15 protein-coding genes, 1 tRNA gene and 1 pseudogene are annotated in these 23,273 nt (G+C 75.6%); 7 read left to right on the top strand and 10 right to left on the bottom strand.

What is annotated here, in order from left to right; translation table 11 throughout:
* Positions 1–41 precede the first annotated feature (41 nt).
* Positions 42–830, top strand: coding sequence for a hypothetical protein (locus tag ACIGG8_RS36530; RefSeq protein ID WP_396552918.1), 789 nt, complete (start codon positions 42–44; stop codon positions 828–830).
* A 47-nt stretch (positions 831–877) separates the two neighbouring features.
* The gene (locus tag ACIGG8_RS36525) at positions 878–1,324 is read left to right on the top strand and encodes a GNAT family N-acetyltransferase (RefSeq protein WP_396552917.1); all 447 of its coding nucleotides are present in this window, start codon (positions 878–880) and stop codon (positions 1,322–1,324) included.
* On the opposite strand, the gene ACIGG8_RS36520 is transcribed toward ACIGG8_RS36525, so the two are convergent.
* The 8 genes from ACIGG8_RS36520 to ACIGG8_RS36485 all read right to left on the bottom strand — a co-directional run bounded on the left by ACIGG8_RS36520 (position 1,321) and on the right by ACIGG8_RS36485 (position 11,659).
* A complete protein-coding gene (locus tag ACIGG8_RS36520) occupies positions 1,321–2,535 on the bottom strand; it encodes a hypothetical protein (protein ID WP_396552916.1) in 1,215 nt (404 codons plus the stop codon). The two genes, ACIGG8_RS36525 and ACIGG8_RS36520, sit on opposite strands and share 4 nt — an antisense overlap.
* Before the next feature lie 452 nt (positions 2,536–2,987).
* Complete coding sequence (locus ACIGG8_RS36515) at positions 2,988–3,779, bottom strand: hypothetical protein (RefSeq protein WP_396552915.1); 792 nt, start codon at positions 3,777–3,779, stop codon at positions 2,988–2,990.
* Between the two features lie 196 nt (positions 3,780–3,975).
* Positions 3,976–4,049 (bottom strand) — tRNA-Met (locus ACIGG8_RS36510).
* Positions 4,050–4,144: 95 nt separating this feature from the next.
* Positions 4,145–5,512 (bottom strand): PrsW family intramembrane metalloprotease, encoded by a 1,368-nt coding sequence (locus ACIGG8_RS36505; protein ID WP_396552914.1) that lies wholly within the window; start codon positions 5,510–5,512, stop codon positions 4,145–4,147.
* Between the two features lie 115 nt (positions 5,513–5,627).
* Complete coding sequence (gene trmB / locus ACIGG8_RS36500; protein WP_350525376.1) at positions 5,628–6,458, bottom strand: tRNA (guanosine(46)-N7)-methyltransferase TrmB; 831 nt, start codon at positions 6,456–6,458, stop codon at positions 5,628–5,630.
* Between the two features lie 55 nt (positions 6,459–6,513).
* On the bottom strand, positions 6,514–7,752 hold the full coding sequence (lhgO, locus tag ACIGG8_RS36495) for an L-2-hydroxyglutarate oxidase (protein WP_396552913.1): 1,239 nt from the start codon (positions 7,750–7,752) through the stop codon (positions 6,514–6,516).
* Between the two features lie 268 nt (positions 7,753–8,020).
* Entirely contained in the window at positions 8,021–9,598 is a 1,578-nt protein-coding gene (locus tag ACIGG8_RS36490; RefSeq protein ID WP_396552912.1) for a TROVE domain-containing protein, read from the bottom strand.
* 633 nt (positions 9,599–10,231) lie between these two features.
* The gene (locus tag ACIGG8_RS36485; protein WP_350525373.1) at positions 10,232–11,659 is read right to left on the bottom strand and encodes an MFS transporter; all 1,428 of its coding nucleotides are present in this window, start codon (positions 11,657–11,659) and stop codon (positions 10,232–10,234) included.
* Between the two features lie 741 nt (positions 11,660–12,400).
* Here ACIGG8_RS36485 and ACIGG8_RS36480 point away from each other — a divergent pair.
* From ACIGG8_RS36480 to ACIGG8_RS36470, 3 genes are all read left to right on the top strand, one after another.
* Complete coding sequence (locus ACIGG8_RS36480) at positions 12,401–14,572, top strand: asparagine synthase-related protein (RefSeq protein WP_396552911.1); 2,172 nt, start codon at positions 12,401–12,403, stop codon at positions 14,570–14,572.
* A 169-nt stretch (positions 14,573–14,741) separates the two neighbouring features.
* A complete protein-coding gene (locus tag ACIGG8_RS36475) occupies positions 14,742–15,263 on the top strand; it encodes a universal stress protein (RefSeq protein ID WP_396552910.1) in 522 nt (173 codons plus the stop codon).
* A 95-nt stretch (positions 15,264–15,358) separates the two neighbouring features.
* The gene (locus ACIGG8_RS36470; RefSeq protein WP_396552909.1) at positions 15,359–16,063 is read left to right on the top strand and encodes a DsbA family oxidoreductase; all 705 of its coding nucleotides are present in this window, start codon (positions 15,359–15,361) and stop codon (positions 16,061–16,063) included.
* Positions 16,064–16,118: 55 nt separating this feature from the next.
* On the opposite strand, the gene ACIGG8_RS36465 is transcribed toward ACIGG8_RS36470, so the two are convergent.
* A complete protein-coding gene (locus tag ACIGG8_RS36465) occupies positions 16,119–18,458 on the bottom strand; it encodes a sigma-70 family RNA polymerase sigma factor (RefSeq protein ID WP_396552908.1) in 2,340 nt (779 codons plus the stop codon).
* A 336-nt stretch (positions 18,459–18,794) separates the two neighbouring features.
* A complete protein-coding gene (locus ACIGG8_RS36460) occupies positions 18,795–19,685 on the bottom strand; it encodes a TetR/AcrR family transcriptional regulator (protein WP_396552907.1) in 891 nt (296 codons plus the stop codon).
* Between the two features lie 522 nt (positions 19,686–20,207).
* Between ACIGG8_RS36460 and ACIGG8_RS36455 the strand changes: the two genes are divergently transcribed.
* Both ACIGG8_RS36455 and ACIGG8_RS36450 read left to right on the top strand, forming a co-directional pair.
* Positions 20,208–21,611: an NAD(P)/FAD-dependent oxidoreductase gene (locus tag ACIGG8_RS36455; protein WP_396552941.1), complete on the top strand. Its 1,404-nt coding sequence runs from the start codon at positions 20,208–20,210 to the stop codon at positions 21,609–21,611.
* Between the two features lie 170 nt (positions 21,612–21,781).
* A pseudogene (locus ACIGG8_RS36450) lies at positions 21,782–23,104 on the top strand (SpoIIE family protein phosphatase); the annotation flags it as partial.
* Between the last annotated feature and the right edge of the window lie 169 nt (positions 23,105–23,273).

Genomic DNA, 23,273 nt, shown 5'->3' with positions numbered 1-23,273 from the left:
CTCCGGGTGCGGGCGGGGCCGACGCGTGTTCGGATGGCCGGGTGGCCGCCGAAGGCTTTCCCACCGAACGGTTCCCCGCGGAGCGGTTCCCCCGCGAACGGGCTCCCTCCGAACCCCCGGACGTCCTGGTCACCTCCCGTCCGCTGGACGAGTACTGCGCGCTGTTCGGCCTCACCCGGGCCCGGCTCGCCGCTCTGCCCGGGCTGCTGCTGGACTGCCCCGGCGGCGCGGCCGGCCTGGCCGCCGAGGCGCGCGAGCTGGGCTGCCGGGTGATCGCCGCCGACCCGGCGTACGCGCTGCCGCTGCCGGTGGTCGCGGCCCGCGCCCGGGCCGCCCGGGCGGCGATGGCCACCGCGATGGCCGACCGCCCGTACCTCTACCCCTCGCCCCACCCCCACCGGCCCGAGCGCTACCTGCGCAGCTGGGACCGCGCCCGGCGGCTGTTCGCCGCCGACTCGGCCGCGCACCCGCAGCGGTACGTCGCCGCCGCGCTGCCCCGACTGCCCTTCGCCGGCGGCACCTTCGCCCTCACCCTGAGCGGCTACCTGCTCTTCGCCTACCCCGAACTCTTCGGCCCCGAGCTCCAGTTGGCCGCCCTGACCGAGCTGGTCCGGGTCACCTCCCCGGACGGCGAGGTCCGCGTCCAGCCGCTGTGCGACGCCCGGGGCCGCCGCTGCCCCCACCTCGACCCCCTGCGATACGCCCTCGGCGAGCGCCGCATCGCCAGCGAGGTCCACCGCGTCCCCCCGGCCGAGGGGGGTCACACCCGCCGCGTCCTGGTGCTGCGGGCCGCCGACCGCCGCCGCCGGGCGGGGCCACTCGGCATGTAATGGTCACTGGCCGCTTGAGCCACTATACGGCCGCCTATACTCGCCGCATGACCGACATGACGATCCGGCGTGCCGAAGCGGCCGACGCCGCCCGGCTCACCGGGCTGATCCGGGCCTCCGGCGCCTACCGCGGCGAGTACTTCGCGATGATCGACGGCTACCAGGTGACGCCCGACTACCTCGCGCGGCACGAGGTGCGGATGGCCATGGACAGCACCGACGACCGCCTGCTCGGCTTCTACGCGCTGATCCGCGAACCGGCCGAGCTGGACCTGATGTTCGTCGCGGACGAGACCCAGGGGCTCGGCGTCGGGCGGCAGTTGATCGCGGACATGCTGGACCGTGCCCGGGCGGCCGGGATCACCTCGGTCAAGGTCGTGTCGCACCCGCCCGCCGAGCGCTTCTACCTTCGGATGGGCGCCGAGCGCACCGGCACCCGGCCGCCGCAGCCCAGGACCCCGTGGGAGCAGCCCGAACTGCGCTTCACGGTCTAGGACTCGCCCCCAGCACCGGAGGAGGACGGAGCCGAAGGCGCCGCCGCGTCCGGGGAGTCCGGGGTGTCCGGGGAGGCTTGGGTGTCCGGGGAGGCTTGGGTGTCCGGGGAGGCCGGGGAGGCCGGGGAGGCCGGGGAGGCCGGGGAGGTCGCTGCCGCGGGCGCAGCCGCCGGTGCCGGCCCCACCGGCTGCGCCGGCACGAAGGCCGTCACCTGCAGCCGGGACAGGATCTTCTCCGCCAGCCAGCTGCGGTCCGACCCGTACGGAATGCCCCGCGGGTCGACCAGCTGCGCCGCCACCGCGTCCCGCAGCCGCTGCGCCCCGGCGGCCGGCAGCCGGGAGAGCAGTCCCCGGGCGGCCAGCAGCGCGTGGTACTGCTCGAAGCCCGAGCGCGGGTGCTCGATCGCGTCCAGCACGCTCGTCAGGTCCGCCAGCGCGGGGTCGCCCTGCATCAGCGCGAGCGCCTGGATCCGCCGTCCCTCGGAGCCGTCCGTGAAGAGGCCCCGCACCTGGTCGGCGGTCAGTGCCGAGCGCCGCGCCGTCGAACGGACCTCGGCCACCACGCCCTCCGGCCCGGCCGGCGAGCCCGAGGCAGGCGGCAGCTGCCCGGCCAGCGCGGCGGGGTGCTCGGCGCTGCCGCCCAGCAGCCCGAGCTGCTGCATCGCGCGGACCCGCAGGTCGTCCGCGCCGACCTTGTCGCCGTGCCGGTCGCGGTCCTGCCCGGCGAGGAAGAGGTCCAGCGCCCGGTCGGCGTCGTTCAGCACCCGGGGCAGCGCGAGCCTGGTCACCAGCCAGCCGGCGAGGAAGCCGAGGACCAGGAAGTAGAGCACCAGCGCCGCCGCGAACGGCACCGCGGAGTCGCCCCCGCCGAGCACCGGCGCCAGCGCCGACCCGAGTTCGTGCAGCCGCTCGCCGAGCGAGCCGAGCTGGGTCAGTCCGACGCCCAGCAACACCTTGGTCAGCCAGTCCGAGACCTGCTCCAGATTGGTGTTCGGCGCGTACGAGCCCTGCGGCTGGTCCGAGCCACCGCGCACCCGGGGCACCCCGAACAGGAAGCCCAGCGCGCCGCCGAGCACCGTCGAGGCCCCGGTCACCACCAGGCCGCCGCCGAGCGCCTGCCAGGTCTCGTCCCGGCCGAGCGCGAACAGCAGCAGTCCGATCAGTCCCGTCCCGGCCAGTGCGCCGGCGGCACCCCACTGCGCCGTGCGCATCGCCGACCTGCCGCCCGGCCGCCGCGACCCCGCCATCGCCCACCCCCTGTGTCCGTGCCGCTCCGCTCCGGAACCCCGCGCCGACTCTAGCGCTGCGGCCCCACCACGGAAACGCCCGGAGCACGCCCCGGCTACGACAGGAAGACCCGTGAAAACACCGACGGTCCCCGAAAACGCAGACAGCCCGCAGGCTGCTCCTGCGACGCCGGCCCGTGCACTGGCCTGGCGCCGAGGCACCGGGGATGTACCGGTGAGCCTGCGGGCCGGGTGACTGCTATGGATTTCGCCTGCCGGAGGCCAGGGGCCTCACCCCGCGCAGGCAGGGGCGGCTCTAGCGAGCAGCCACCTCACGCATCCTGGTCGTACTCAACTCAGGATCACCTCCTTTCAGTGTGCCGCCACCATAGGCAGGCCACTGTCGGGAGGGCAACGGATTTATCCGGGCGCGTCGCTCAGGCGGTCTTGAACTGGCTCTTGAACTTGGCGAAGTCGATGACGTTGTCGGCCGACGGGGCCTGGATGGTCAGCGGCTTGTCGAAGTCGGAGAAGTCGATCTGGCCGCTGCCGTCCGTGCCGCCGGTGTGCTCGATCCGGACCGGGTACGGCTTGCCCTCGGTGGCGACGGAGATGGTCGACACCCCGCCCTTGGTGTCGGTGGACTTGAGGCTGAAGGTCTTCACGCCGTTGACGTTGCCGGCGGAGCCCTTCTCGACCTTGTTGTCGGTGCCGTCGTCCTCGGTGATCTTCTTGCTGAAGTCGGCCAGGTTGCAGACGCTGGAGAGGGACTTCATCTCCGGGTCGGTGTCGAAGCCGGTCAGGTAGCGGCCCTTGAACAGCTCGGCCGCCTGGGCGCCGTTCGGGCCGCCGAGGTTGGTCCAGAAGTCGGCGTCCGGCTTGACGTAGGAGGTCTTGCCGTCGCTGATGATCTCGAACTTGCCCATGCCGGGCATCGACATGGTGCCGGTGCACTGGCTCTTGTTGTCCAGGGACAGGTTCATCTCCATCTTCCCGTCCTCGTCGACCATGTTGCCGCTGATCTTGAGGGCGGTGGCGCCGGCCAGGGCGTCCTTGGCCTGCTTCTCGATGTCCTGCGCGCTGAGCTTGTCGGTGTCGAGCTTCTGCGAGGCGGCCGCCTTGGAGTCTCCGCCACCCTTGCTGTCGCCCTTGGTGTCGCCGCACGCGGCGGTGCCGGCTGCCAGGACGAGGCAGATCGCGGCGGTGCTGACCAGGCGCTTCGAGAGCATTGGTGCTTCCTTGTCCCGGGGGTGGCCCCGGGCCGCCCCCAACTGGATGAATTTTTCCTCAGTATGGGTCAGCCGTCAGGCCGGGGATCTTCCATTCCGCCGCTGTTACAGCTTCGTGGCAGGACCGTGCTCTCCGTGTACCCGGGAACGCGAAAGGCCCGGAGGACGAGTCCTCCGGGCCTTTCGTGCTACTGAGTAGCGGGGACAGGATTTGAACCTGCGACCTCTGGGTTATGAGCCCAGCGAGCTACCGAGCTGCTCCACCCCGCGTCGGTGAACACAACAATACGTGGAAGTCGCCGAGATGGGAAATCGGTTCTGCGAGCACCCCCGCCGCCGGCCCGGCGCAGCCCCTGCCGCAGGCCTCAGCCGCCCCCGGCAGGGTGCTCGGCGGGCCGCCGCCCGCCCCGTCCCCCGTGCCGGGCCGAGCGGGCCCTCGCCCAGGCCGCGAAGCAGACCAGCGCGACGAAGCAGGGCACCATCAGCGCCGCGTACACCACCAGGAAGCCGTGCGTGCCGAGGTCGGCGGCGGCGTTCCAGGTGCCGTGCAGCACCATCGCCAGCAGCAGCCCGGTCGGTGCGGCCAGCCGGGCGAGCCAGCGCCGCCCGGTGGTCAGGGCGACGGCCAGGCCGATCCCGGTCAGCGCGGTGAACAGCGGGTGGGCGAAGGGCGAGAGCAGGGCGCGCAGCACGAAGGTCTGCACGGTGCTGTCGAAGTCGCGCAGGCTGGGCGGATCGCCGAGGCCCAGGCTGTCCAGCCGCTGCCGCTGGTCGCTGGTGAAGGCCCGGCCCAGGTAGAGGGCGTTCTCGGTGAAGGCGAAGCCGCAGGCGGTCGTCCCGCCGAGCACCACCCCGGCGGCCAGGGTGCGGGGCCGGGAGCGGCGGTGCGGTGCGCCGCCGGACGGCGGGGCGGGGCAGAGGTAGGGCAGCGGCCGCAGGTAGGGGCGCAGTCCCAGCCGGCCCCGGGCGTGCGGCCCGACCTCGCGGCGCGGGTACGGGCGGGGGCGCCGGGGCGCGGGCGACCGGTGCAGCAGCGGCGCGCAGGGGCGCCCGGTGCGGAGGCCCCGGCAGCGCAGTCGTCGGCCGAGCGGCAGCAGCAGCACCAGCAGGGCGGTGGCCTTGGCGGTCTCCTCGATCACCGGGGTGGCGATCCCGGCGCCGAGCAGCGCGCCGAGCGGGCCCCGGTGCCTGGTCAGGTAGCTGGCCGTCCAGTTGTTGGCGAGGATGGCGACGGTGGTGGCGGCGCAGGCGCCCCAGGCGAGGCAGAACGCGGTGTGCCGCAGCGGCACCCGGGCGGTGAGGTTGAGCCAGGCCAGGCCGCCCAGCACGAAGGGCAGCGGCACCATCGCCAGCCCCAGGCCGACCAGCAGTCCGACGGTGCCGGTCTGCCGCTGGACGAGGTGCAGGATCAGCACGCCGCAGCCGAGCAGGACCAGGACGGCGGTCGCGGTGACCGAGGAGAGCACCGTCGAGCGGCTGCGGCCCGGCGGTCCTCCGGGGGCGCCGGCTGCGCCGACGGCGGCGGAAGCGGTGGCGAGGACCCTCACGGTCGGCGGTGACGAGCCCCCCGGCCGGGGCAGCAGCCGTCGGTCCCGGCGCCACCGGGGCCCCGGGATCGTCCGGGTGTCGCCGGTGCTCGGGACCGTCTCCGGTGCGTCGGCGGCGACCCGAACAGCCGTCCGAACCGTCGTCAGGGCGGTCGGCCGGGACCCGCCGCCGGACGGGCTGCCCATGCGGCACAGGGTAGGCCACGACAGCCGCCCGTCGGGAGGACTCGGGACGAAACGTCCGTTCGGGGCACGTCCGTACGGCCGCCGCGCGGCCGCCGTTCGAACGGCGGCCGGTGGGTCAGCGCCGGCGGAACAGCAGGTCGTGGACCACGTGGCCCTTGGCGATCCCGGCCCGTTCGAACTTGGTGACCGGCCGCCACTCCGGTCGCGGTGCGTAGCCCGGGATGCTGCCGTCCGGGTGGTCCGCGGGCTCCAGCCAGCCGGTCCCGTCACCCTCGGGGTGCAGGTTCTCCAGCTCCGGCGAGGCGGACAGCACCGCCAGCATCTGCTCCGCGTACGGCTCCCAGTCGGTGGCGCAGTGCACCAGGGCGCCGGGGGCGAGCCGGGGCAGCACCAGGTCGAGGAAGGACTCCTGGACCAGCCGGCGCTTGTGGTGCTTGGGCTTGGGCCACGGGTCGGCGAAGAAGACCCGCAGGCCGGCCAGCGAGGCGTCCGGGAGCATGTCGCGCAGCAGGATCACCGCGTCGCCGGCGGCCAGCCGGACGTTGTCCGAGCCGTCGCGCTCCAGCAGACCGAGCAGGTTGCCGTGGCCCGGGGTGTGCACGTCGGCGGCGAGGATGCCCGTGCCCGGGTCGGCGGCGGCCATCGCGGCGGTGGTCTCGCCCATGCCGAAGCCGATCTCCAGCGTCACCGGCAGCTCGCCGAACAGCTCCCGCAGGTCGAGCGGGGTGCCGTCGATCGGGATGCCGTACGTCTCCCAGCCGCGGTCCAGCGCGCCGGCCTGGGCGTTGGTCATCCGGCCCCGGCGCGGCTGGAAGCTGCGGATGCGACGCTCCCGGTGCTGCTCCTCGGTGGCCTTGTGCGGGTACATCGGCGCGGGGTAGCCGGCCGGCGCGGCGGAGAGCCGGGCGGACGGCGAGGGCTGGGGGATCGGGGCGGTGGCAGTCACAATCCCCCGAGTCTACGGGGCCGTGCGGGGCCCCCGGCGGGGTGTGTGACGGGGCTCATCCGCCCGCCTCCAGCGCGGCCAGGGCCCGCCGGGCCACCTCCCGGCCGATCGGCAGCGAGGCCGTCGCGGCCGGGGAGGGCGCGTTCAGCACGTGCACCGCGCGGCGCGGGGAGCGCGGGTCCTGCGGGTCGAAGCCGGCGAAGGCGAAGTCGTCCAGCAGCGAGCCGTCCCGGGCCACCGCCTGGGCCCGCACCCCGGCGGCGGCCGACACCAGGTCCTCGGCGGAGACGGCGGGCAGCAGCCGTCGGACGGCCGTGGTGAACGCCCGCTTGGACAGCGAGCGGTGCAGCTCGCCCAGCTCGTACCGCCAGTGCCGGCGGGCGATCCGCCAGGTGCCGGGGAAGGCCAGGGTCCCGGCCAGGTCGCGCGGGCGGACGGTGCGCCAGTCGTAGCCCTCGCGGGCCAGTGCGGGCACCGCGTTCGGGCCGACGTGGACGTCCCCGTGGATCCCCCGGGTGAGGTGCACGCCGAGGAACGGGAACGCCGGCTCGGGCACCGGGTAGACCAGGCCGCGCACCAAGTCCCTCCGGTGCTCGGCCAGTTCGTAGTACTCGCCGCGGAACGGCACGATCCGCACCCCGGTCTCGTCCCCGGCCATCCGGGCGATCCGGTCGCTGTGCAGCCCGGCGCAGTTCACCAGTACCCGGCACCGCAGCTCGCCGGTGGCGGTGCCCACCGTCACCCCGTCCCTGCGCCGCGCCACCGTCCGGACCTCGCTGCCGGGCCGCAGCTCGGCCCCGGCCTCCCGGGCCAGCCGGGCGTAGGCGGTGGCGACGGCCGGGAAGTCGCAGATGCCGGTGGTGCCGACGTGCAGCCCGGCGAGCCCGGACACCTCCGGCTCGTACCGGGCGATCCCGGCCCGGTCCAGCTCGGTGACCGGGATGCCGTTGGCCCGTCCGCGCTCCGCCAGGGCCGCCAGCCGGGGCAGCTCGGCGGCGCCGGTGGCCACGATCAGCTTGCCGGTCACCTCGTACGGGATGCCCTGCTCGCGGCAGAACGCCACCAGCTCGGCGGCGCCCTCGACGGCGAACCGGGCCTTGTACGAACCCGGTTTGTAGTAGACGCCGCTGTGGATCACCCCGCTGTTGCGCCCGGTCTGGTGCGCCGCGAAGCCGGTCTCCTTCTCCAGCACCGCGACCCGCAGCCCCGGCCGCGCCCCGGTCAGCGCGTACGCCGTGGCCAGCCCGACGATCCCGCCGCCCACCACCAGCACATCGATCTCGTCCGCCACCACAGGCTCCTCGCCTCGCCCGGCCCGCCCCCACCGCCGCCGATGCTGCCACGGCGGCCGGGCCGGGTCGAGAGTGCGAACGGCCCGCGCGGGAACGGCGGGCGGCCGGGAAGGAACCACCCCCGTGGATCCCTTCCCGGCCGCCCGCCCCCGGCGGTGCCCGATGCCGGGCACGGCCCCGCCGGGTGCCCGGTGCGGTCCCGTCCCGCAGCCCCGGCCCCCACGACCGGTGCTGCGGGACGGCCGGCGACCGCGCGGGCCGCCGGCCCCCTCACTCCTCCCAGGGCCAGTGGGCGTTCGCCCCGGCCTCCAGGAGCGGGATGAGGCGGAAGGCGGCGTCGCTCAGGCCGCCGAAGGTGTGGCGGTGGGCGCCGCCGCTGGGGCCGTGGGCCGGCGCGTAGCCGGCCAGGTTCCAGGTGTAGACGGGGACGTGGGCGGGGACGGCGGCGAGGGGGTCGCCGCCCCAGTGGTTCGGGCCGGTCTGCTCGTCGGTGACGATCACCACCCGGTCGTGGCCGCGGTAGTGGGCGCGCACGGCGTCGGCGGTGTTGGTGCCGCCGAGGCTGGAGAAACGATCCAGCACCCGCAGCACCGCCTCGCCCCGGCCGACCCCGACCACCCGGCTGGTGGTGCCGAACTCGACCAGGTCCGCGTCGGCGGCACGGACCTTCAGCGCGGTGCCGAAGATCGCCGCCGAGTCGGCCCGGTTGAGCTCGGTCGGGCCGCCGGAACGGTCGAACATCGAGCCCGAGCGGTCCACCAGGACCAGCGTCCGGCCCGGCAGCTCCGGCACGTTGGCCAGCGAGTGGCCGAGCGCGGTCTCCAGCGCGTGCCCCCAGCGCAGCGAGGGCGCGTGCCGGTGCGCGGACAGGTAGCGGAACGGGAACTGGCGCGAGCGCCGCACCTCGCCCTTGTCGGAGATCCGCCGGGCCACATCGGCCGCGACCGTGTCCGACACCCCCGCCTGGTCGAAGTTGCGCAGGTTCCGCACCAGCGCCATCGGCCCCATCGACGGGATGACCGCCTCCCAGACCGGTGCGTCCAGCGGCCCCTGCAGCCAGCCGGCCAGCGCCTCCCAGGTCAGCCCGGCGGCGGCCAGCCGCTCGGCGCCGTCCTCGGCGGTCACTGCTGCCCGCCGCTCCTCGACGGGCAGCGCGAGCAGCTCGCGGTTGGCGGTCAGCAGCGGCTCGGACACGGGCGGGACGGCCTCGTCCGGCCGGTGCCGGCGGTCCAGCGCGTACGCGAACAGGGCGCCCTGCCAGGGCTTGTCCGGGTCCGGCGAGGGGTGGGTCAGCTCGATCACGTCACCGAAGCGGTAACCCTTGCCCGCCGTGTCGTACTTGAGCAGCGAGCGGGCGTCGTAGAGGCGCCGGACACCGTCCGCGACACCGCGCTTGAGCGGCTTGGGCAGCGCCCGGCCGTAGCGCGAGGTCCAGTAGGCGAGCAGCTCCCCGGGCTCGTCGGCGCGCCGCAGCACCGCCGCGACGGCCTGCCGGGAGTGCCCGTGGGCACCCGCGTCGAGCCGGGCCCGGGTGAACTCGGCGGCGCCGACCAGGGCGGCGGTGCGCATGTGGGCGCCGTAGCGCAGCCAGTGCAGCAGCCCGACGGTCCACTCGGGATCGGAGACGGCGAGTTCGCGCACCAGCGCGGTGTAGCGGTCGTCGCGCTCGCCGCCGCGCTCGTAGTAGGTGTCCTTGCCGACCATGTCGGCCACCGCGAGCAGGAACAGCTCGGACCGGGCGTCCCGGACGTGGCCGGTGCCGCCGTTGTGGTTGCGGGTGAGCCGTCCGGTCGTGGCCACCGGCGAGCTCGGGCCCGCCTTCGCCCTACGAATGTTGAACCTGGACATGGGACAGCCCCCCTCGGCGTGTCGGTGTCAGTGGGAGGGAGGCGTGCTGCGTCCGGGGTGCCCGAGATCGTGCCGACCGTCGCGAGGACGGCCGACGTCGGCGGAGGTTTGTATGCCTTGTGCTCTACCCATTTGAGCTAGCGCCCGCGCTCGCGCACGGCACGCCCGGGACTCGAACCCGGAACCACAAGATCCGAAGTAACCCCCGCCTGCGCACCGGGCACTCCGAAGCGCACTGCCTCCCGAGATCAAAGGTGGCCGCGGTCGATGGAACTCAGCTTCACCGCGCCCACGGGGGGCACTCGACCGAAGTAACCGCTGCCGTCGCACCGGGAGGTGCGGACGAACTATTCACGTATGGGTGTCCAGAGTTCGAGGACGGCTGAGGTGACGAAGCTGCTCTGGCCACTGAGCTACACCGGCCCGAAGCCGATGACGGGATTCGAACCCGCGACCTGCCCAATTGGGAGTTGGAAGTAACCTCTGCCTGCGCACCTGGACGAGAGAGACCTTAGCCAGGCCCCTCTCGCAGGCGCACCTCATTTACCGTCAGGAATCAGCCGGTGCAGTGGCCGGCCCGCCCGGTGCAGTGGCCGGCCCGCCCGGCGCGGTGGCGGGCCCGCCCGGCGCCCCTCAAGCCGGAGCGACGATCACCGCCCGCGCCCGCTCGGTCAGCTCCCGCACCCGGCGCTCGCCCTGGAACGGCTCCAGGCGCCGCAGCATCTCCACCACGTACTCCCGGCTGCGCTGCGAGGAGATCCGGCCGGCCACCTCGACGGCGCGTTCGCCGGCGGCGACCGCGGCGTCCAGGTTGCCCGCCTCCGCCTCGGCCATCGCCGAGACCACCAGCCGCAGGCCGTGCGAGCGGACGAAGCCTTCGGTGGGCTTGGCCAGTGCCTCGCGGGTGAACTGCCGCACCTTGGAGGGCACTCCGAGGTCGCGGAAGCACTCGGCGGCGTCGGCGGCGAGCCGGTCGTAGGCGTAGAAGTCGATCCACGCCGGATCGGGATCCCCGGCGCGCGCTCGTTCGAGTGCGCTCTCCGCCGCCCCGAGCGCCGTCGCACACGCCGCCGCGTTGCGGGCCTTGGCCTGGGCTCGCGCCTCCACCAGGTGGAAGAAGCTCATGGTGCGGGCGGTGGCCAGGCCCCGGTTGCGCTCCAGGGCGGCCTGCGCCAGGTCCACCGCCTCCTCGGCGAAGCCCCGGTAGCCGGCCTGCAGGCTCATCGAGGCCAGCACGTAGCCGCCGAGCGGCACGTCGGCGGCGGCCCGGGCGAGCCGCAGGGCCTGGATGTAGTACCGCTGGGCGGCCTCGTGCTGCCCGGTGTCGAAGGCCATCCACCCGGCCAGCCTGGTCAGTTCGGCCGTCGCCCCGAACAGCGCCCGGCCGACCGCGTCGCTGTACGAGGCCAGCAGCAGCGGCGCCGCCTCCACCCGCAGGCACTCCGGCACCATCGACGAACGCCAGTCCCCGCCGCCGTACTTGGAGTCCCAGCGGCGGGCCTCCTGGGCGGCCTCGCGGAGCTTGGCGGCGTCCGAGTGGCCGACCCGGTAGGAGGACGTGTCGCTGGGGGAGCGCGGCACCTCGCGGGCCACCGAGCCGTCCGCCGGGGTGATCAGCCAGCGGGAGACGGGCGTCGCGTAGGCGGCGACCGAGAAGGTGCCGGCCAGGCTGTCGCTCCACCGGCCGCCGCCGGGGCCCCGGCGCAGGTCGAGGTCGACCCGCCACAGGTCGGTGGCGGAGCGGACGGCCTCGGCGACGTCGCGCGGGAAGGCCAGGCCGAGTTCGGGCGCCGGGTCGGTGTCGCCCAGGCCGATCTCCTCCAGCGGGACGGGCCGGCCGAGCTTGCCGCCGATCGCGGTGGCGATCAGGTGCGGGACGGGCCCCTGCGGGACCATGCCCTTGCTGACCCACCGGGCCACCGAGGTCTTGTCGTACCGCAGGGTCAACCCCCGCTGGGCGCCCAGGTCGTTGACCCGGCGGGCCAGTCCGGCGTTGCTGATCTGGGCGAGGGTCAGGAGCGTGCCGAGCCGTTCGTTCGGTCCACGTGGGCTGACGGTCATGGTGGCGGCGGCACCTCCTGCGGCCTTGTGCGCGGGGCCCGGGCGGCACCGGGCCGTAGCTGCTGTACCTAGAGTAGTCGGACGCGTTCCGACGGTTAAGAGGTCGCATTCCGGATGGCGGGATCGCGCACTCGGCGGCGCCGCACGGGGGTTGGTCCGGACCACTCGGATCCGGCCGATCGCGCCGCGCGCCGGAGCGCCGTGCTCCGGTCCCGTGTTCACGTGCGCCCGGCCGTGCCCCCTGGCCGCACCGGCTGGTCGGCGATTCGCTGGTGGTCGTGGGTCGGCCCGCCGTCGAGGACCCGGCGGGCCGGGGGATGCCGCCGCCTCAATCCCCGCGGGCGGCGGTGAAGTCCGGGAGGGCATGCGGATGCCCTCCCGGGCTGGGCGACGCCTTTCGGCCATCTCGCGATGCCCATGCCAAGGCGGCCCGCGGGCGGTCCGGGCCAAGGAGGGGGAGGCCCGGCCCGCCCGGCCCCACCCCGCCGCCGTGAGGGCGCTCCGCCCCCGTTCCGTCCCGCCGCCGCGGGGAGTTCGGCCCCGGTTCCGTCCCGCCGCCGAAAGGCCGCCACCGAAGCGGAACCCGCAACACCGGCCACAGCGACGCCGAGCGGTGGCACGATGTCCCTGACGGCGCATCGAGCTGCGGGGGCACGTCGGGACGCGCACGGGCCGCCACGGCACACCCACCCGGCGTCCGGCACGCCGCGCGGATGCAGGTCCTCGTCCGGTGGAGGCGCGATGCGGTGGCTGACGGGCTGGTGCACGGGCGGGCCCCGGGCGGGCACGCCCGCGCACGGGACGCCCGGCACGGTCGCGCCGATCGCCGCGCGCCCGCTGTGGACCGGACCCGACCCGCTCTGGGCCGTCGGCGACTGGCGCCCCGAGGAGATCCGCCTGGTCACCCTCCGCCCCGGCGCCCCCGCCGCGGTCAGCACCGGCCCCACCGCCCCCGACCCCGTCGAGGACACCCCCGCCACCACCCGGCTCGCCGTCCTCGGCCACTGCGGCGCCACCGACGCCGAGCTCGCCGCCGGCCTCGCGGGCGCCCGCGGCGGCGCGGTCCGCCACCTCACCGCCTGGCCCGGCAGCTACACCGTCGTGCTGCGCGCCGGCACCCGCTCCACCCTGCTGCTCACCGACCTCGCCGGCGCCCAGCCGGTCTTCCACACCCCCTGGGCCGGCGGCACGGCGTACGCCACCGCCGCCCTCCCGCTGGCCGACCTGGTCGGCGCCGCCCTGGACACCGGCCACCTCGCCGCCCGGCTCGCCTGCCCCGAGTCCCCCGAGGCACTCGGCACCGGAACGCCGTACCTGGGCGTCCAGCAAGTGCCGCCCGGCCACGTGCTCGGGATCCGCGGCGGCCGCCCGTACCTGTCCGGCTACGACGACCCGGTCTCCGCCGAGCAGCCCCGCGACGAGGCGCCCGCCGTCCGCGAACTCACCCGCGCCCTGCTGGAATCCGTCCGCTCCCGGGTCCGCACCACCGCGCCGGTCCTCGACCCCGCCGGGCGGGCCCGGCTCGGCGTCGACCTCTCGTACGGCACCGCCTCCGCCACCGTCGCGCTGCTCGCCGCCGCCGTACCGCTGCCGCCGGTGCCCGCGGCGACCGTCCCGGCCCCGAGGGCACCGGGGGCCGCGGGGGCCGCGGGGCTTCCCGGAGTCGCACCGGGGGTCAGGAACGGCGCGGTCAAGGGTTCCTGGGCCCGGGCCGCCGCCCCGGAGCCCGCCGCGCCCGAGCAGTTGGCCGCCGTCACGCTCGGCGAGACCGAGCCGCCGGCCACCCTCGCACTCGCCCCCGACACCCCGCGACTGCGGCACACCGTGCTCGACCCCGGCCCCGACACCCTCCCGTACGCCGGGCTGCGCACCGACCCGCAGGCCGGCCGGCTCACCGACGAGCCCGGGCCCGAACTCGTCGCCGCCGCCCGCGCCGAGGCCCGCTTCGACGCCGGCGGCACCGACCATCTCACCGGCTACGGGGCCCGCCAGGTCCTCGACGGCCACCCGGCCCGCCTCGCCGACCTCATCCGGGCCGGCCGCCCGCGCGAACTCCTGCCCCCGGTCGCCGCGCTGGCCGGGGCCGACCGGGCCGTCGCGGGCGTCCTGACCGGAGCGCTGCGCACACCGCTCACCGTGGTCCGGGCCGCCCACCGGCTCTCCCGGGTCGGCTACGCCGAGGCGCTGGACGAGGCCGCCGCCAAACTGACCGCCCGCCACGTCCCGGACGGCGGCGGGACGGCGGGGAGCCGCTCGGCCGTCGACCTCGCCTGGTGCGTGCCCGGGCCGGCCGCCCGCTGGCTCTCCGACGAGGCGCTCTCCTCCGTGGCCCTGCGGCTCCGCCTGGCGGCGCGCAAACCGGCGCCCGACGAACGCCCCGGCGCGCACCGCGCCCGGCACGCCCTCTACCGGCAGGCACGCTCCTTCCGCACCCTCGTGCACGCTGCCGAACAGCCCGGCCAACGGCTGCACGCGCCCTTCCTCGACAACCAGGTCGTCCGCGCCGCCCGTCTCCTCCCCGACGACGTCCGCCTCCAGCCCGGCGCCCGGCACGCCCTCCTGCACGCCGTCCTCACCGGTGCCGGCCGCACCGACCTGCCCCCCGACTGGGGCCGCGGCCCCCGCCCCGACCGCACCGCCCCCGCCCGCGCCGGACTGCGCCTGGCCGCCGACGGCCTCGCCGAACTCTTCGACGCCCCCCTCCTCGCCGAAGCCGGCCTCATCGACCTCCCCGCCGTCCGCGCCGGCCTCGCCGACTCCGCGGACCCCGCCTCCCCGATCTCCCCCGGTGCGCTCGCCGGCCTGGCCGAGCTCGTCTCCGCCGAACTCTGGCTGCGCCGCGTCCGCGCCCGCCGCCACGGCGCCTGCTGGACCGGCCTCCCGCACCCCCAGCCCCCCGCCCTCACCCCCTGACCCGACGCAGGACGGCCGTGCCGCGCGGTGGGCCGCCTCCGCGCTCCTCCGCCCGTCGACCGGGCCGCACCCACCGACCCGCCCCCTTCTCTCGGCGCGGTTGCGGCGGCGGCGTCGTCCGGGCGCCCATGATGGCGGGGTTGTGGATCCGGGGCGAGGAGGGTGTGCGGTGGCCGGTGGGAGCGCGGGGCGGGACGTGCCCGTGGTGCTGTCGGTGCTCGGGCGGCCGCCGGCCGGCCGCCCGGCCGGGGTGCTGGCGGCGTGCGACGGGTCGGACGGGTCGCTGTGGGCGCTGGACCGGGCGATGACGGAGGCGGAGCTGTTCGGCCTGCCGCTGTACGTGCTGGCCGTGGTGAACCCGGCGCCGGCCGGCTATCCGCCGGGGATGGCGGAGCTGGTGCAGGAGAGCGTGGAGACGCTGGTCGAGAGCACCGCGGACGGGCTGCGCCGCTCGGTGGTCGCCGTCCAGCGGCAGCGCCCGACGCCGTACGCCGGGGAGATGTCGCTGCACGTGGTGCTGGGCAACGTCATCGAGGTGCTGCTGGAGGCGGCGCCCCGGCAGCACACGATGGTGGTCGGCACCCGGGGCAACGGCGGGTTCGCCCGGCTGCTGCTGGGGTCGGTGAGTTCGGCGATGGTGCACCACGCGGCGTGCCCGGTGCTGGTGGTCCCGGCGCCGCCGGCCGGCTGAACCGGCAGGTCAGGGAGTTGTCGGGAATGTACCGAGATGGTTCATCGTTCACCCATCTCGTACACATCTGACAAGACGCCCCCTGGAGACCCCGCATGAAGGTCGAGATCTGGTCCGACATCGCCTGCCCCTGGTGCTACATCGGCAAGCGCCGCTTCGAGCAGGCCCTCGCGGACTTCCCGGGCAAGGAGCAGGTCGAGGTCGTCTACCGCCCGTACCAGCTGGTCCCGGACGCCCCCGCGACGGCGAGCCCGCACCGCGCCTGGCTGGCCGAGCGCTACGGGCCGCAGTCGGTGGCGATGGACGCCCGGGTGGCCGAGCTGGGCCTCGCCGAGGGCATCGCGTACGACTTCGACGCCGCGCTGCACGCCAACACCTTCCTCGGCCACCGCCTGCTGCACCTCGCCGAGTCCGAGTACGGCCCTGAGGCCCAGGGCCGGCTGAAGGAGGCGCTGCTCAAGGCGCACTTCACCGACGGCGTCGACGTCGGCGACCGCGCCGCGCTGGCCGACGTCGCCGTGGCGGTGGGCCTGGACCGGGAGCGGGTGACCGCCTACCTGGCGGGCGACGAGGGCACCGCCGAGGTCGACGCCCAGCTGGCCGAGGGCCGGGAGCTGGGGATCTCCGCCGTTCCCACCTTCGTGTTCGAGGGCAAGTGGGCGGTCCAGGGCGGGCAGGACGCCGAGACCTTCCGCAAGGTGCTGGACCAGGTCGCCACCGAGATCGGCGAGCGCCGGCCCGCCCCGGTGCAGGTCGCCCCGGCCGGGGAGGCCTGCGCGGACGGCGCCTGCGCCATCTGACCCCCTCCGGGCCCCGACGGCCCGGAGCCCGGGGCCCGCTTCCGGTGCACCTGCCTCAGGAGCACCGGAAGCGGGCCTCGGCCCAGTCCGCGACGTTCAGCGCCGACCAGATCCCGTTCGCCGGCGTGACCACCAGCCGGATCGACTTCTGCCCGGCCAGCGGCACGTGCACCGGCACGGCGTCGTCACCGACGGCGAGCGCCCGGGAACGCCACAGGGTGCGGCCGTCGCCGCCCTCGACGGAGAAGACCACCCCGCCGGGCGAGAGCGTGGCGTCGTCCACTCCGGCCACCGCGTCGAAGGACGTGCAGCTGCGGTTGAGGTCGATCAGGGTGGTCGCCGGGGCGCGCACGGTGAGGACGTGCGCGTGGTGGTCACCGCCGATCCAGCCGCCGACGCGCTGCCAGAAGTTGTCGCTGCCCTTCCGCCGGATGCTCGGCTGGGGCGGCGGCACCCGGTTGTGGCCGGGCTTGATCACGGGCAGCGCGTCGGCCCAGAAGTCGGTGGGCAGCGGCGGGGTGGGCGGTGTGACGGTCGGGGTCGGCACCCGCGGCGGGGTGGGCGTCGGGACGACGGGCGGCTCGGGCACGGGCACCGGCGGCAGGGTCGGCGCGGGCATGACCGGGGGCACGAAGGTCGGCTTCGGGGCCGCCGGGCTGCTGGGCGCGGCCGGGGCGGGCTTCGGCGCCTTGGCCGCGGGCGGTACCGGAGCGGGTTTGACGGGCGGCTGCGCACTGGGGCTCGGCGCGGGCTGCTCCGGGGCCGGCGCGGCGCTGCTGGGCGCGGGTGCCGGGGCGGGCGCGGGGGGCGCCGCTGCCGGAGGGGGAGCCGCCGGGGACGGGGCCGCCGGGGAAGGCGCGGGCGGGGCACTGACGGCGGGGGGAGCGGCCGCCGGGGGAGTCGGCTCGGACGAACCGGTCAGCGCGTAGGCGGCGACGGCGGCCGCAGCCACCGCGACGGCGGCGGCGATCCCGGCCTTGGCGGCCGCGCCCAGGCCCTCGCCGGCCAGGGCGGCCGCGTGCCCGCCGGAGGCCGCACCGGCCCCCGCGGCCCCTCCGCCCGCGGCACCGCCCGAGCCCGCGGCACCGACGGACCCGGCCGCACCTGCCGTACCGCCCGCAGCCGAGCCGGCCGCCGCGCCCGAGGACCCGGCGGTCGCCGCCGCCGTCCCCGCCGCCGCCCCGCCGACTGCGGCGACACCGCCGACGGCGGCCGCGGCGGCACCGAACCCGCCGACCCCGACCCAGACGAGCACGCCGCCGGGCAGCAGCGCGCGCAGGCCGGTGTTGATCTCGGTCAGTTCCAGGCAGGCCGCCGTGCAGCGGTCGCACTCCTTGAGGTGCCGTCCGACCTCCGCCGAGGCCCGCTTGCGCAGCGAGCCGCGCGCGTACGCGCCGAGCCGGTTGGCGTACCCCTCGCACGCCCGGTCCTGGCTGCCGGAGACGTGTGCCTGCAGGAACGCGGCGGCGAGCCGGTCACGGGCCCGGTGGGCCTGGACGGCGGTGGCGTTGGCGGTCTTGCCGAGCATCACCGCGACGGTCTTGGGGGACTCCCGCTCGACCTCGGTGTGCCAGAGCACCACCCGGTCGTCCTCGGGCAGTTCGGCGTAGGCCTGCATGACCATCCGCTGGTCGGCCATCGCCATCGCCCAGGCGTCGGCGCCCGGGTCGGCCAGGTCGGGGTCGGCCACGGCGGCCGAGGTCTGCGCGAAGACGGCGAAGTCGTCCACGAGTTGCTCGCGCCGTTCGCTGCGGTGCCAGGCGGTGGCGACGTTGCGCACGGCGGTCAGCAGGTAGGCGCGGACGGCGAACTCCGGTCCCTTGCCCGCCCGCAGCGCCTGCAGGGTGCGGGCGAAGACCTCACCCGCGAGGTCCTCGGCGGTGAAGTTGTCCCGGCAGCAGGTGCGCGCGTAGCGGCGGACCGATTCGGCGTGCCGACGGTAGATCTCCTCGTACGCGGCGTCGTCGCCGGCCCGCACCCGGGCGGTCAACTCGGCGTCGGAGGGCGGGCGCTCACCGTCCACCGGGTCGGCGGGCGCGGGCACGGTCGGGCGCACGGGCCGGCCGCCGCCGAACTGCTCGCCGACGAACGCCTCGGGGGCGACGCCGCCGCGGCCCGCCGGGGCCTGGCCGGGCACCCGGCCGGAGGGCAGCGCGGCGGCCGATGCGGAGAGCGACTCACGGCTGGGCATCCCGGCCTGGTCGGGGACGTGTCCGGCCGCGGAACCCGCTGCGGCGCCCGGGCCTTGGGCCGGTCCGCCGGCCCCGCCCGGGCTGCCGAGCCCGCCCGTACCGCCGAGCCCGCCGGAGCCTGCGGCGGACCCTTCGGCGGTACTACCCGAGAGGCCTCCGAAGTCGAGGCCGTACCCGTAGTCGTTCTGTTCCTCGGCGCTCACAACGGACCCCAGATTCCACGACAGCCCCCGTAGTGTGGCAGGGCGCGCGGACGTGCGTAGGCGCACGGTTCCCCGGCGTGCGGCGCCGACGGCGCGCGAAGGGCGCGCATCCGGACATTGGCTCCAACCACGGGCAAAGGATGGCATAGCGCAGGGACGCGCGGTAGCCGGACCGGCCGTTCCCCACTCTTCCGTGGGGCCGTCGCGGATGTGTTCGCCCAGCGTGCGGCGCCCGGTCGCGCGACACCCGCACCCGGCGCGCGCCTGCCCCGCGCGCCGGTGATCCGTCCAACTGCCCTGCCCGCCAGGGGTGGCGGCCACACCCGCCGCCGGAAGTCAGCGCGCCCGCAGACCGTCCAGCAGGATCTGCAGCAGTCGGTCCGCGGGACCGGTGAGCGCCTGACCGTCCGTCTGCGGAGCAACCGGCGAGAAGCCGCCCGCCGCCGGCGTCGAGACCGACGGGCGGGCCGCGTGCACCGGCACCGACGCGGTCAGCACCAGCACCACGTCCGACACCGTGACACCCGGCCGCAGTTCGCCCGCCGCACCGGCCCGCGCCACCAGCGCGGCCAGCAGCTGGAGCAGCAGCCGGGGATCGGCGTCGGCGGCCGACGGCTCGACCGCCCCGCCGGACCGGGCCTCCTCACCGCGCAGGTCGAAGCGGACCGCCGCAGGCGGTTCCGGCACCCGCTGTTGGGGCACCCGGCCCAGCTCCTCTGCGTAGCGGAACGCCTCCGGCGGCAGCAGCCGCCCGGCCCCGCTGCTCACCGCGCGGGCCAGGTAGCCGGCCAGTGACTCCCAGGCGCCGTCGCCGCCGTACAGCGACTCGCGCGCCTGCGCGGTCAGCCACGCCACCTCCTCGGCGGCGATCCTCTGGACCAGCACCTCCTTGCTCGGGAAGCGCCGGTAGACGGTGCCGACGCCGACCCCGGCCCGGCGTGCGACCTCCTCCATCGGCGCGCCGTAGCCGAACTCGCCGAACACCTCGCGGGCCGCCCGCAGCACGCTCTCCAGATTCCGCCGGGCGTCCACCCGGAGCCGGGCCCCCGGCACCGGCGGCACGGCCTGCGCGGACTCGGTCCGGTACGGCGCGGCGCCCTGGAACATCCCGACTTGCGCCATCCCGGCCTGCACCGACAGGTCCACCGGGCCGCGTTGCTCGGGCACCGTGCCCGGCCCGGCCTGCGGTGCTCCCGCCCGCCCCAACACCTGCTCCTGTTCCATCATCCCAACTCTCCCCCGCAGGCGTCCGAATCCGGACCCTGTCGTCGCCCGCCCCTGCACCCCCCGGTGCAGCTCAGCCCGTCAGAAATGACCCGATGAACCATCGCTCGTGCCGCCCGTCCCGTTCCGGTGACCACGGTTTCGTGCCGCCGGGCCGGGTCCATGTCCGGCTCGGCGCGTCGGCACCGCCCGGGGCCCTGTCCGGGAACTACCCTTCCCCGGATGACTGTCCCCCAGTCGGGTTCTCACGCCAACGCTGGAACTGGCCGTAGTGGCCGCTCCACGGTGCGTCGCCGCCGATTGTCATGGCGACAGCCGCCCCGGTACACAATCCGACCATAGTTCACGGCTCTTCGCGGCCGAAAGTGCGTCAGAAAGTCGCCCGGGAAGCACAACTGGCCACGGCGGCCACTCGCGACGCAACCAGCCCCGTACGGACTGTGGACAAGACCACCTCCGCCGGTCCTTCATAGGGGGGCGTGATGGGGGGACACCCCCGGCCGCGAGGCCGGGACGAAACGTCACATCGGCAGGAGGTGCACCATCAGGATCCTGATCGCCGGCGGCGGCTGCGCCGGTACGGCCACCGCACTCCACCTCCAGCGCGGCCTGCGGGAGCGGCTGCGGAGCGGCGAGGTGGAGATCACCGTGGTCGAGCCCCAGGCCTACTTCACCTACCACCCGCTGCTGGCCGAGGTCGCGGCCGGTTCGATCGACCCGAGACACGTGGTCGTCCCCCTGCGCCGGGTCCTGCCCGACTGCCGGGTGCTCACCGCCCGGATCACCCGGATCGAGCACGCCGCCCGCCGAGCCCTGGCCGACGCCGCGAGCCCCGGCGAACCCCCGGCGCCGATCGAACTGCCCTACGACGTCCTGGTGGTGGCCCCCGGATCGGTCTCCCGGACGGCACCGGTGCCGGGCCTCGCCGAGCACGGCCTCGGCTTCTCCACCGTCGGCGAGGCGGTCGGCCTGCGCAACCACGTCCTGGAACAGCTCGACCTGGCCTCCGCCACCCGCGATCCCGCGCTGCGCCAGGCCGCGCTCACCTTCGTCTTCGTCGGCGCGGGCTACGCGGGCGTCGGGGCGCTCGCGGAGCTGGAGGACATGGTCCGCACCGCCGTGCGCGGCTACCACAACGTCCGCGCGGAGGACCTGCACTGGGTGCTGGTCGAGGCGACCGACCGGATCCTCGCCGAGGAGTCGCCCGAACTCGCCGAGCACACCCTCGGCGAGCTGCGCGAACGCGGCGTCGACATCCGGCTGCGCACCACCCTGGAGTCCGCCGTCGACCGGGTCGTCGCACTCTCCGACGGCAGCCGCTTCGGCGCCCGCACCCTGGTCTGGACGGCGGGCGTCCGGCCGTCCCCGCTGCTGCGCGACACCGACCTGCCGCTGGACACCCTCGGCCGGGTCCGCTGTCTGTCCACCCTGCAGGCGATGGGACCGGACGGGCGGGCCCTGCCCGGGGTCTGGGCGGCCGGCGACTGCGCGGCCGTACCGGATCCGAACGCGCACGGCGCCCCCTGCGCGCCCAACGCCCAGCACGCCTTCGCCGAGGCCGCGCTGCTCGCCCGCAACATCGCGGTCGCCCTGGACGGCGGGCCGCACGCACCGGGCCTGGCGGCGTACGAGCCCGGTCCCGCGGCCTGCTCGACCTCGCTCGGCCCGCACCGCGCCGTCGCGCACACCCGGCGGGGAGGCAAGCTCACCGGCCGACGGGCCTGGTGGCTGCACCGGGCGAGGCACCTACGGCGGCTGCCGACCGCGGAGCGCCGGGTCCGGGTGCTGATGGACTGGGTGCTGGGCGGGGTGTTCTCCCGCGAGGTGGTCTCGCTGGGTGCGATGGAGCACCCGCGTTCGGCTTTCGAGGAGGGGTTCGACCCGAAGCCCGGACGGCCGTCCGACGCCGGACCGGATGCGCCCCGCTGACCGCCCCCGCCGATGCGGCCCGGAAGCCGATCGGGCGGCCACGCCGGGCGCGCGACTTCCGAAACCGGGCCTCTGCCTGACAGGATCAGCCCGACCTGGTCATTACCCCGTGTACTGCCGTGTACACAAAAAGTGATGATATGCCTGGAAAACGAGGAAGCGGCCGTCGTTTGAACCTGATGCGCTGGAGCGCCCGGCTCACCGGAGTCCCCTGGCGTGCCACCCCGACTTGCGGGGTCGGCACCGACGAGGGCGTGCCCTCCGCCGACGGCGTCGTCGTGCCCAGCCCCCGCGAACCGGCCGGCTCCACCGCCGCCGCCTCCGAACTCCTCGACCCGCACAAACCCCAGAACCTGCGCGAGGTCCTCAACCGCATCCCCGCCCCGGTCGCCGTCACCTACGGCCCGCTCCACCAGCTCGGCTACGCCAACCGCGCCTACCGCGAACTCTTCGGCGAACGCCCCACCGGCCTGCCCGCGGGCGAGGCACTCCCGGAACTCGGGTCCATGGGCGTCCTGCCCCTGATGGACCAGGTCATCCGCGGAGGCCGCCCGCGCAGCGTCAAGGCCCGCTGCATCCTCGGCCTCACCGGCAACCGCTACTACAACGTCTCCTGCGTCCCGCTCGGCTCCGGCGACACCACCGACGCCCCCGCCGAGGGCCCGCCCGCCGGTGTCCTGATCTTCGCCGCCGAGGTCACCGACCAGGTCCTCGCCGCCGCCCGTCTGCGCGAAGCCGAACGACGCCAGCGCGAGGCCGCCGTCACCCTCCAGCGCAGCCTGCTCCCGCAGAAGCTCGACCAGCCGGCCGACCTGCGGGTCGCCGCCACCTACCAGCCCGGCGGCGCCGAGGCGGCCGTCGGCGGCGACTGGTACGACGTCATCGCCATCGACGGCGGGCGCACGGCACTCGTCATCGGCGACGTCATGGGCCGCGGCCTGCGGGCGGCGGCCGTCATGGGCCAGCTGCGCACCGCGGTCCGCGCCTACGCCCGCCTCGACCTGCCACCGCACGAGGTGATGCGCCTGCTCGACGGCCTCGCCATGGAGATCGACGCCAACCAGATCGCCACCTGCACCTACGCCGTCTGGGACCCGGAGCGCCGCACCCTCTCCTACGCCTCGGCCGGCCACCTCCCGATCCTGCTGCGCTGCCCCGACGGCACCATCCTGCGCAGCGAGGAACAGAACGGCCCGCCGCTCGGCACCGGGGGAGGCATGCACGTCTCCCACACCCTGCGCCTGCTCCCCGGCACGACCGGCGTCCTCTATACGGACGGCCTGGTCGAGCGTCGCGACGAGGACATCGACCAGGGCCTCGACCTCCTGGCCCGCACCCTGACCGGTGCGATCGGTGCCCCCGACGTCATCTGCGCCCGTCTGCTGCGGGCGATGGGCGTGACCTCGGAGCACGACGACGACGTCGCCGTCCTGGCCTTCCACCTGCCGGCGGCGGAGGTCGCCGAAAATTCGCTTGCGGGCCTTGACTCGGCCACCCCAGAGGTCTAGTGTTCTTCGAGTTGCCTGACATGGAGCACCGGACACGCATCAGCGCGGACGGCCCCCGGGGCAGCCAATCCCCTGAAACACCACTTCCCAGGTTCGGGCTGGGTTGCGTTCGCATTTCTGCGTCGCGGCTCGGTTCTTATTCGGCGTGCTCGTT

Source organism: Kitasatospora sp. NPDC085464, assembly GCF_044541955.1.
Classification (GTDB): domain Bacteria; phylum Actinomycetota; class Actinomycetes; order Streptomycetales; family Streptomycetaceae; genus Kitasatospora.
The sequence above is the reverse complement of the archived record's forward strand: the minus strand, read 5'-3'. Positions and strand labels throughout refer to the sequence as shown.

Excerpts from the sequence above, each read along its gene's own strand:
- ACIGG8_RS36490 (WP_396552912.1), bottom strand. The coding sequence starts at position 9,598 with ATGTCCAGGTTCAACATTCGTAGGGCGAAGGCGGGCCCGAGCTCGCCG.
- ACIGG8_RS36470 (WP_396552909.1), top strand. The coding sequence starts at position 15,359 with ATGAAGGTCGAGATCTGGTCCGACATCGCCTGCCCCTGGTGCTACATC.
- ACIGG8_RS36515 (WP_396552915.1), bottom strand. The coding sequence starts at position 3,779 with ATGCTCTCGAAGCGCCTGGTCAGCACCGCCGCGATCTGCCTCGTCCTG.
- ACIGG8_RS36485 (WP_350525373.1), bottom strand. The coding sequence starts at position 11,659 with ATGACCGTCAGCCCACGTGGACCGAACGAACGGCTCGGCACGCTCCTG.
- ACIGG8_RS36460 (WP_396552907.1), bottom strand. The coding sequence starts at position 19,685 with ATGATGGAACAGGAGCAGGTGTTGGGGCGGGCGGGAGCACCGCAGGCC.
- ACIGG8_RS36505 (WP_396552914.1), bottom strand. The coding sequence starts at position 5,512 with ATGGGCAGCCCGTCCGGCGGCGGGTCCCGGCCGACCGCCCTGACGACG.
- ACIGG8_RS36480 (WP_396552911.1), top strand. The coding sequence starts at position 12,401 with ATGCGGTGGCTGACGGGCTGGTGCACGGGCGGGCCCCGGGCGGGCACG.
- ACIGG8_RS36525 (WP_396552917.1), top strand. The coding sequence starts at position 878 with ATGACCGACATGACGATCCGGCGTGCCGAAGCGGCCGACGCCGCCCGG.
- ACIGG8_RS36520 (WP_396552916.1), bottom strand. The coding sequence starts at position 2,535 with ATGCGCACGGCGCAGTGGGGTGCCGCCGGCGCACTGGCCGGGACGGGA.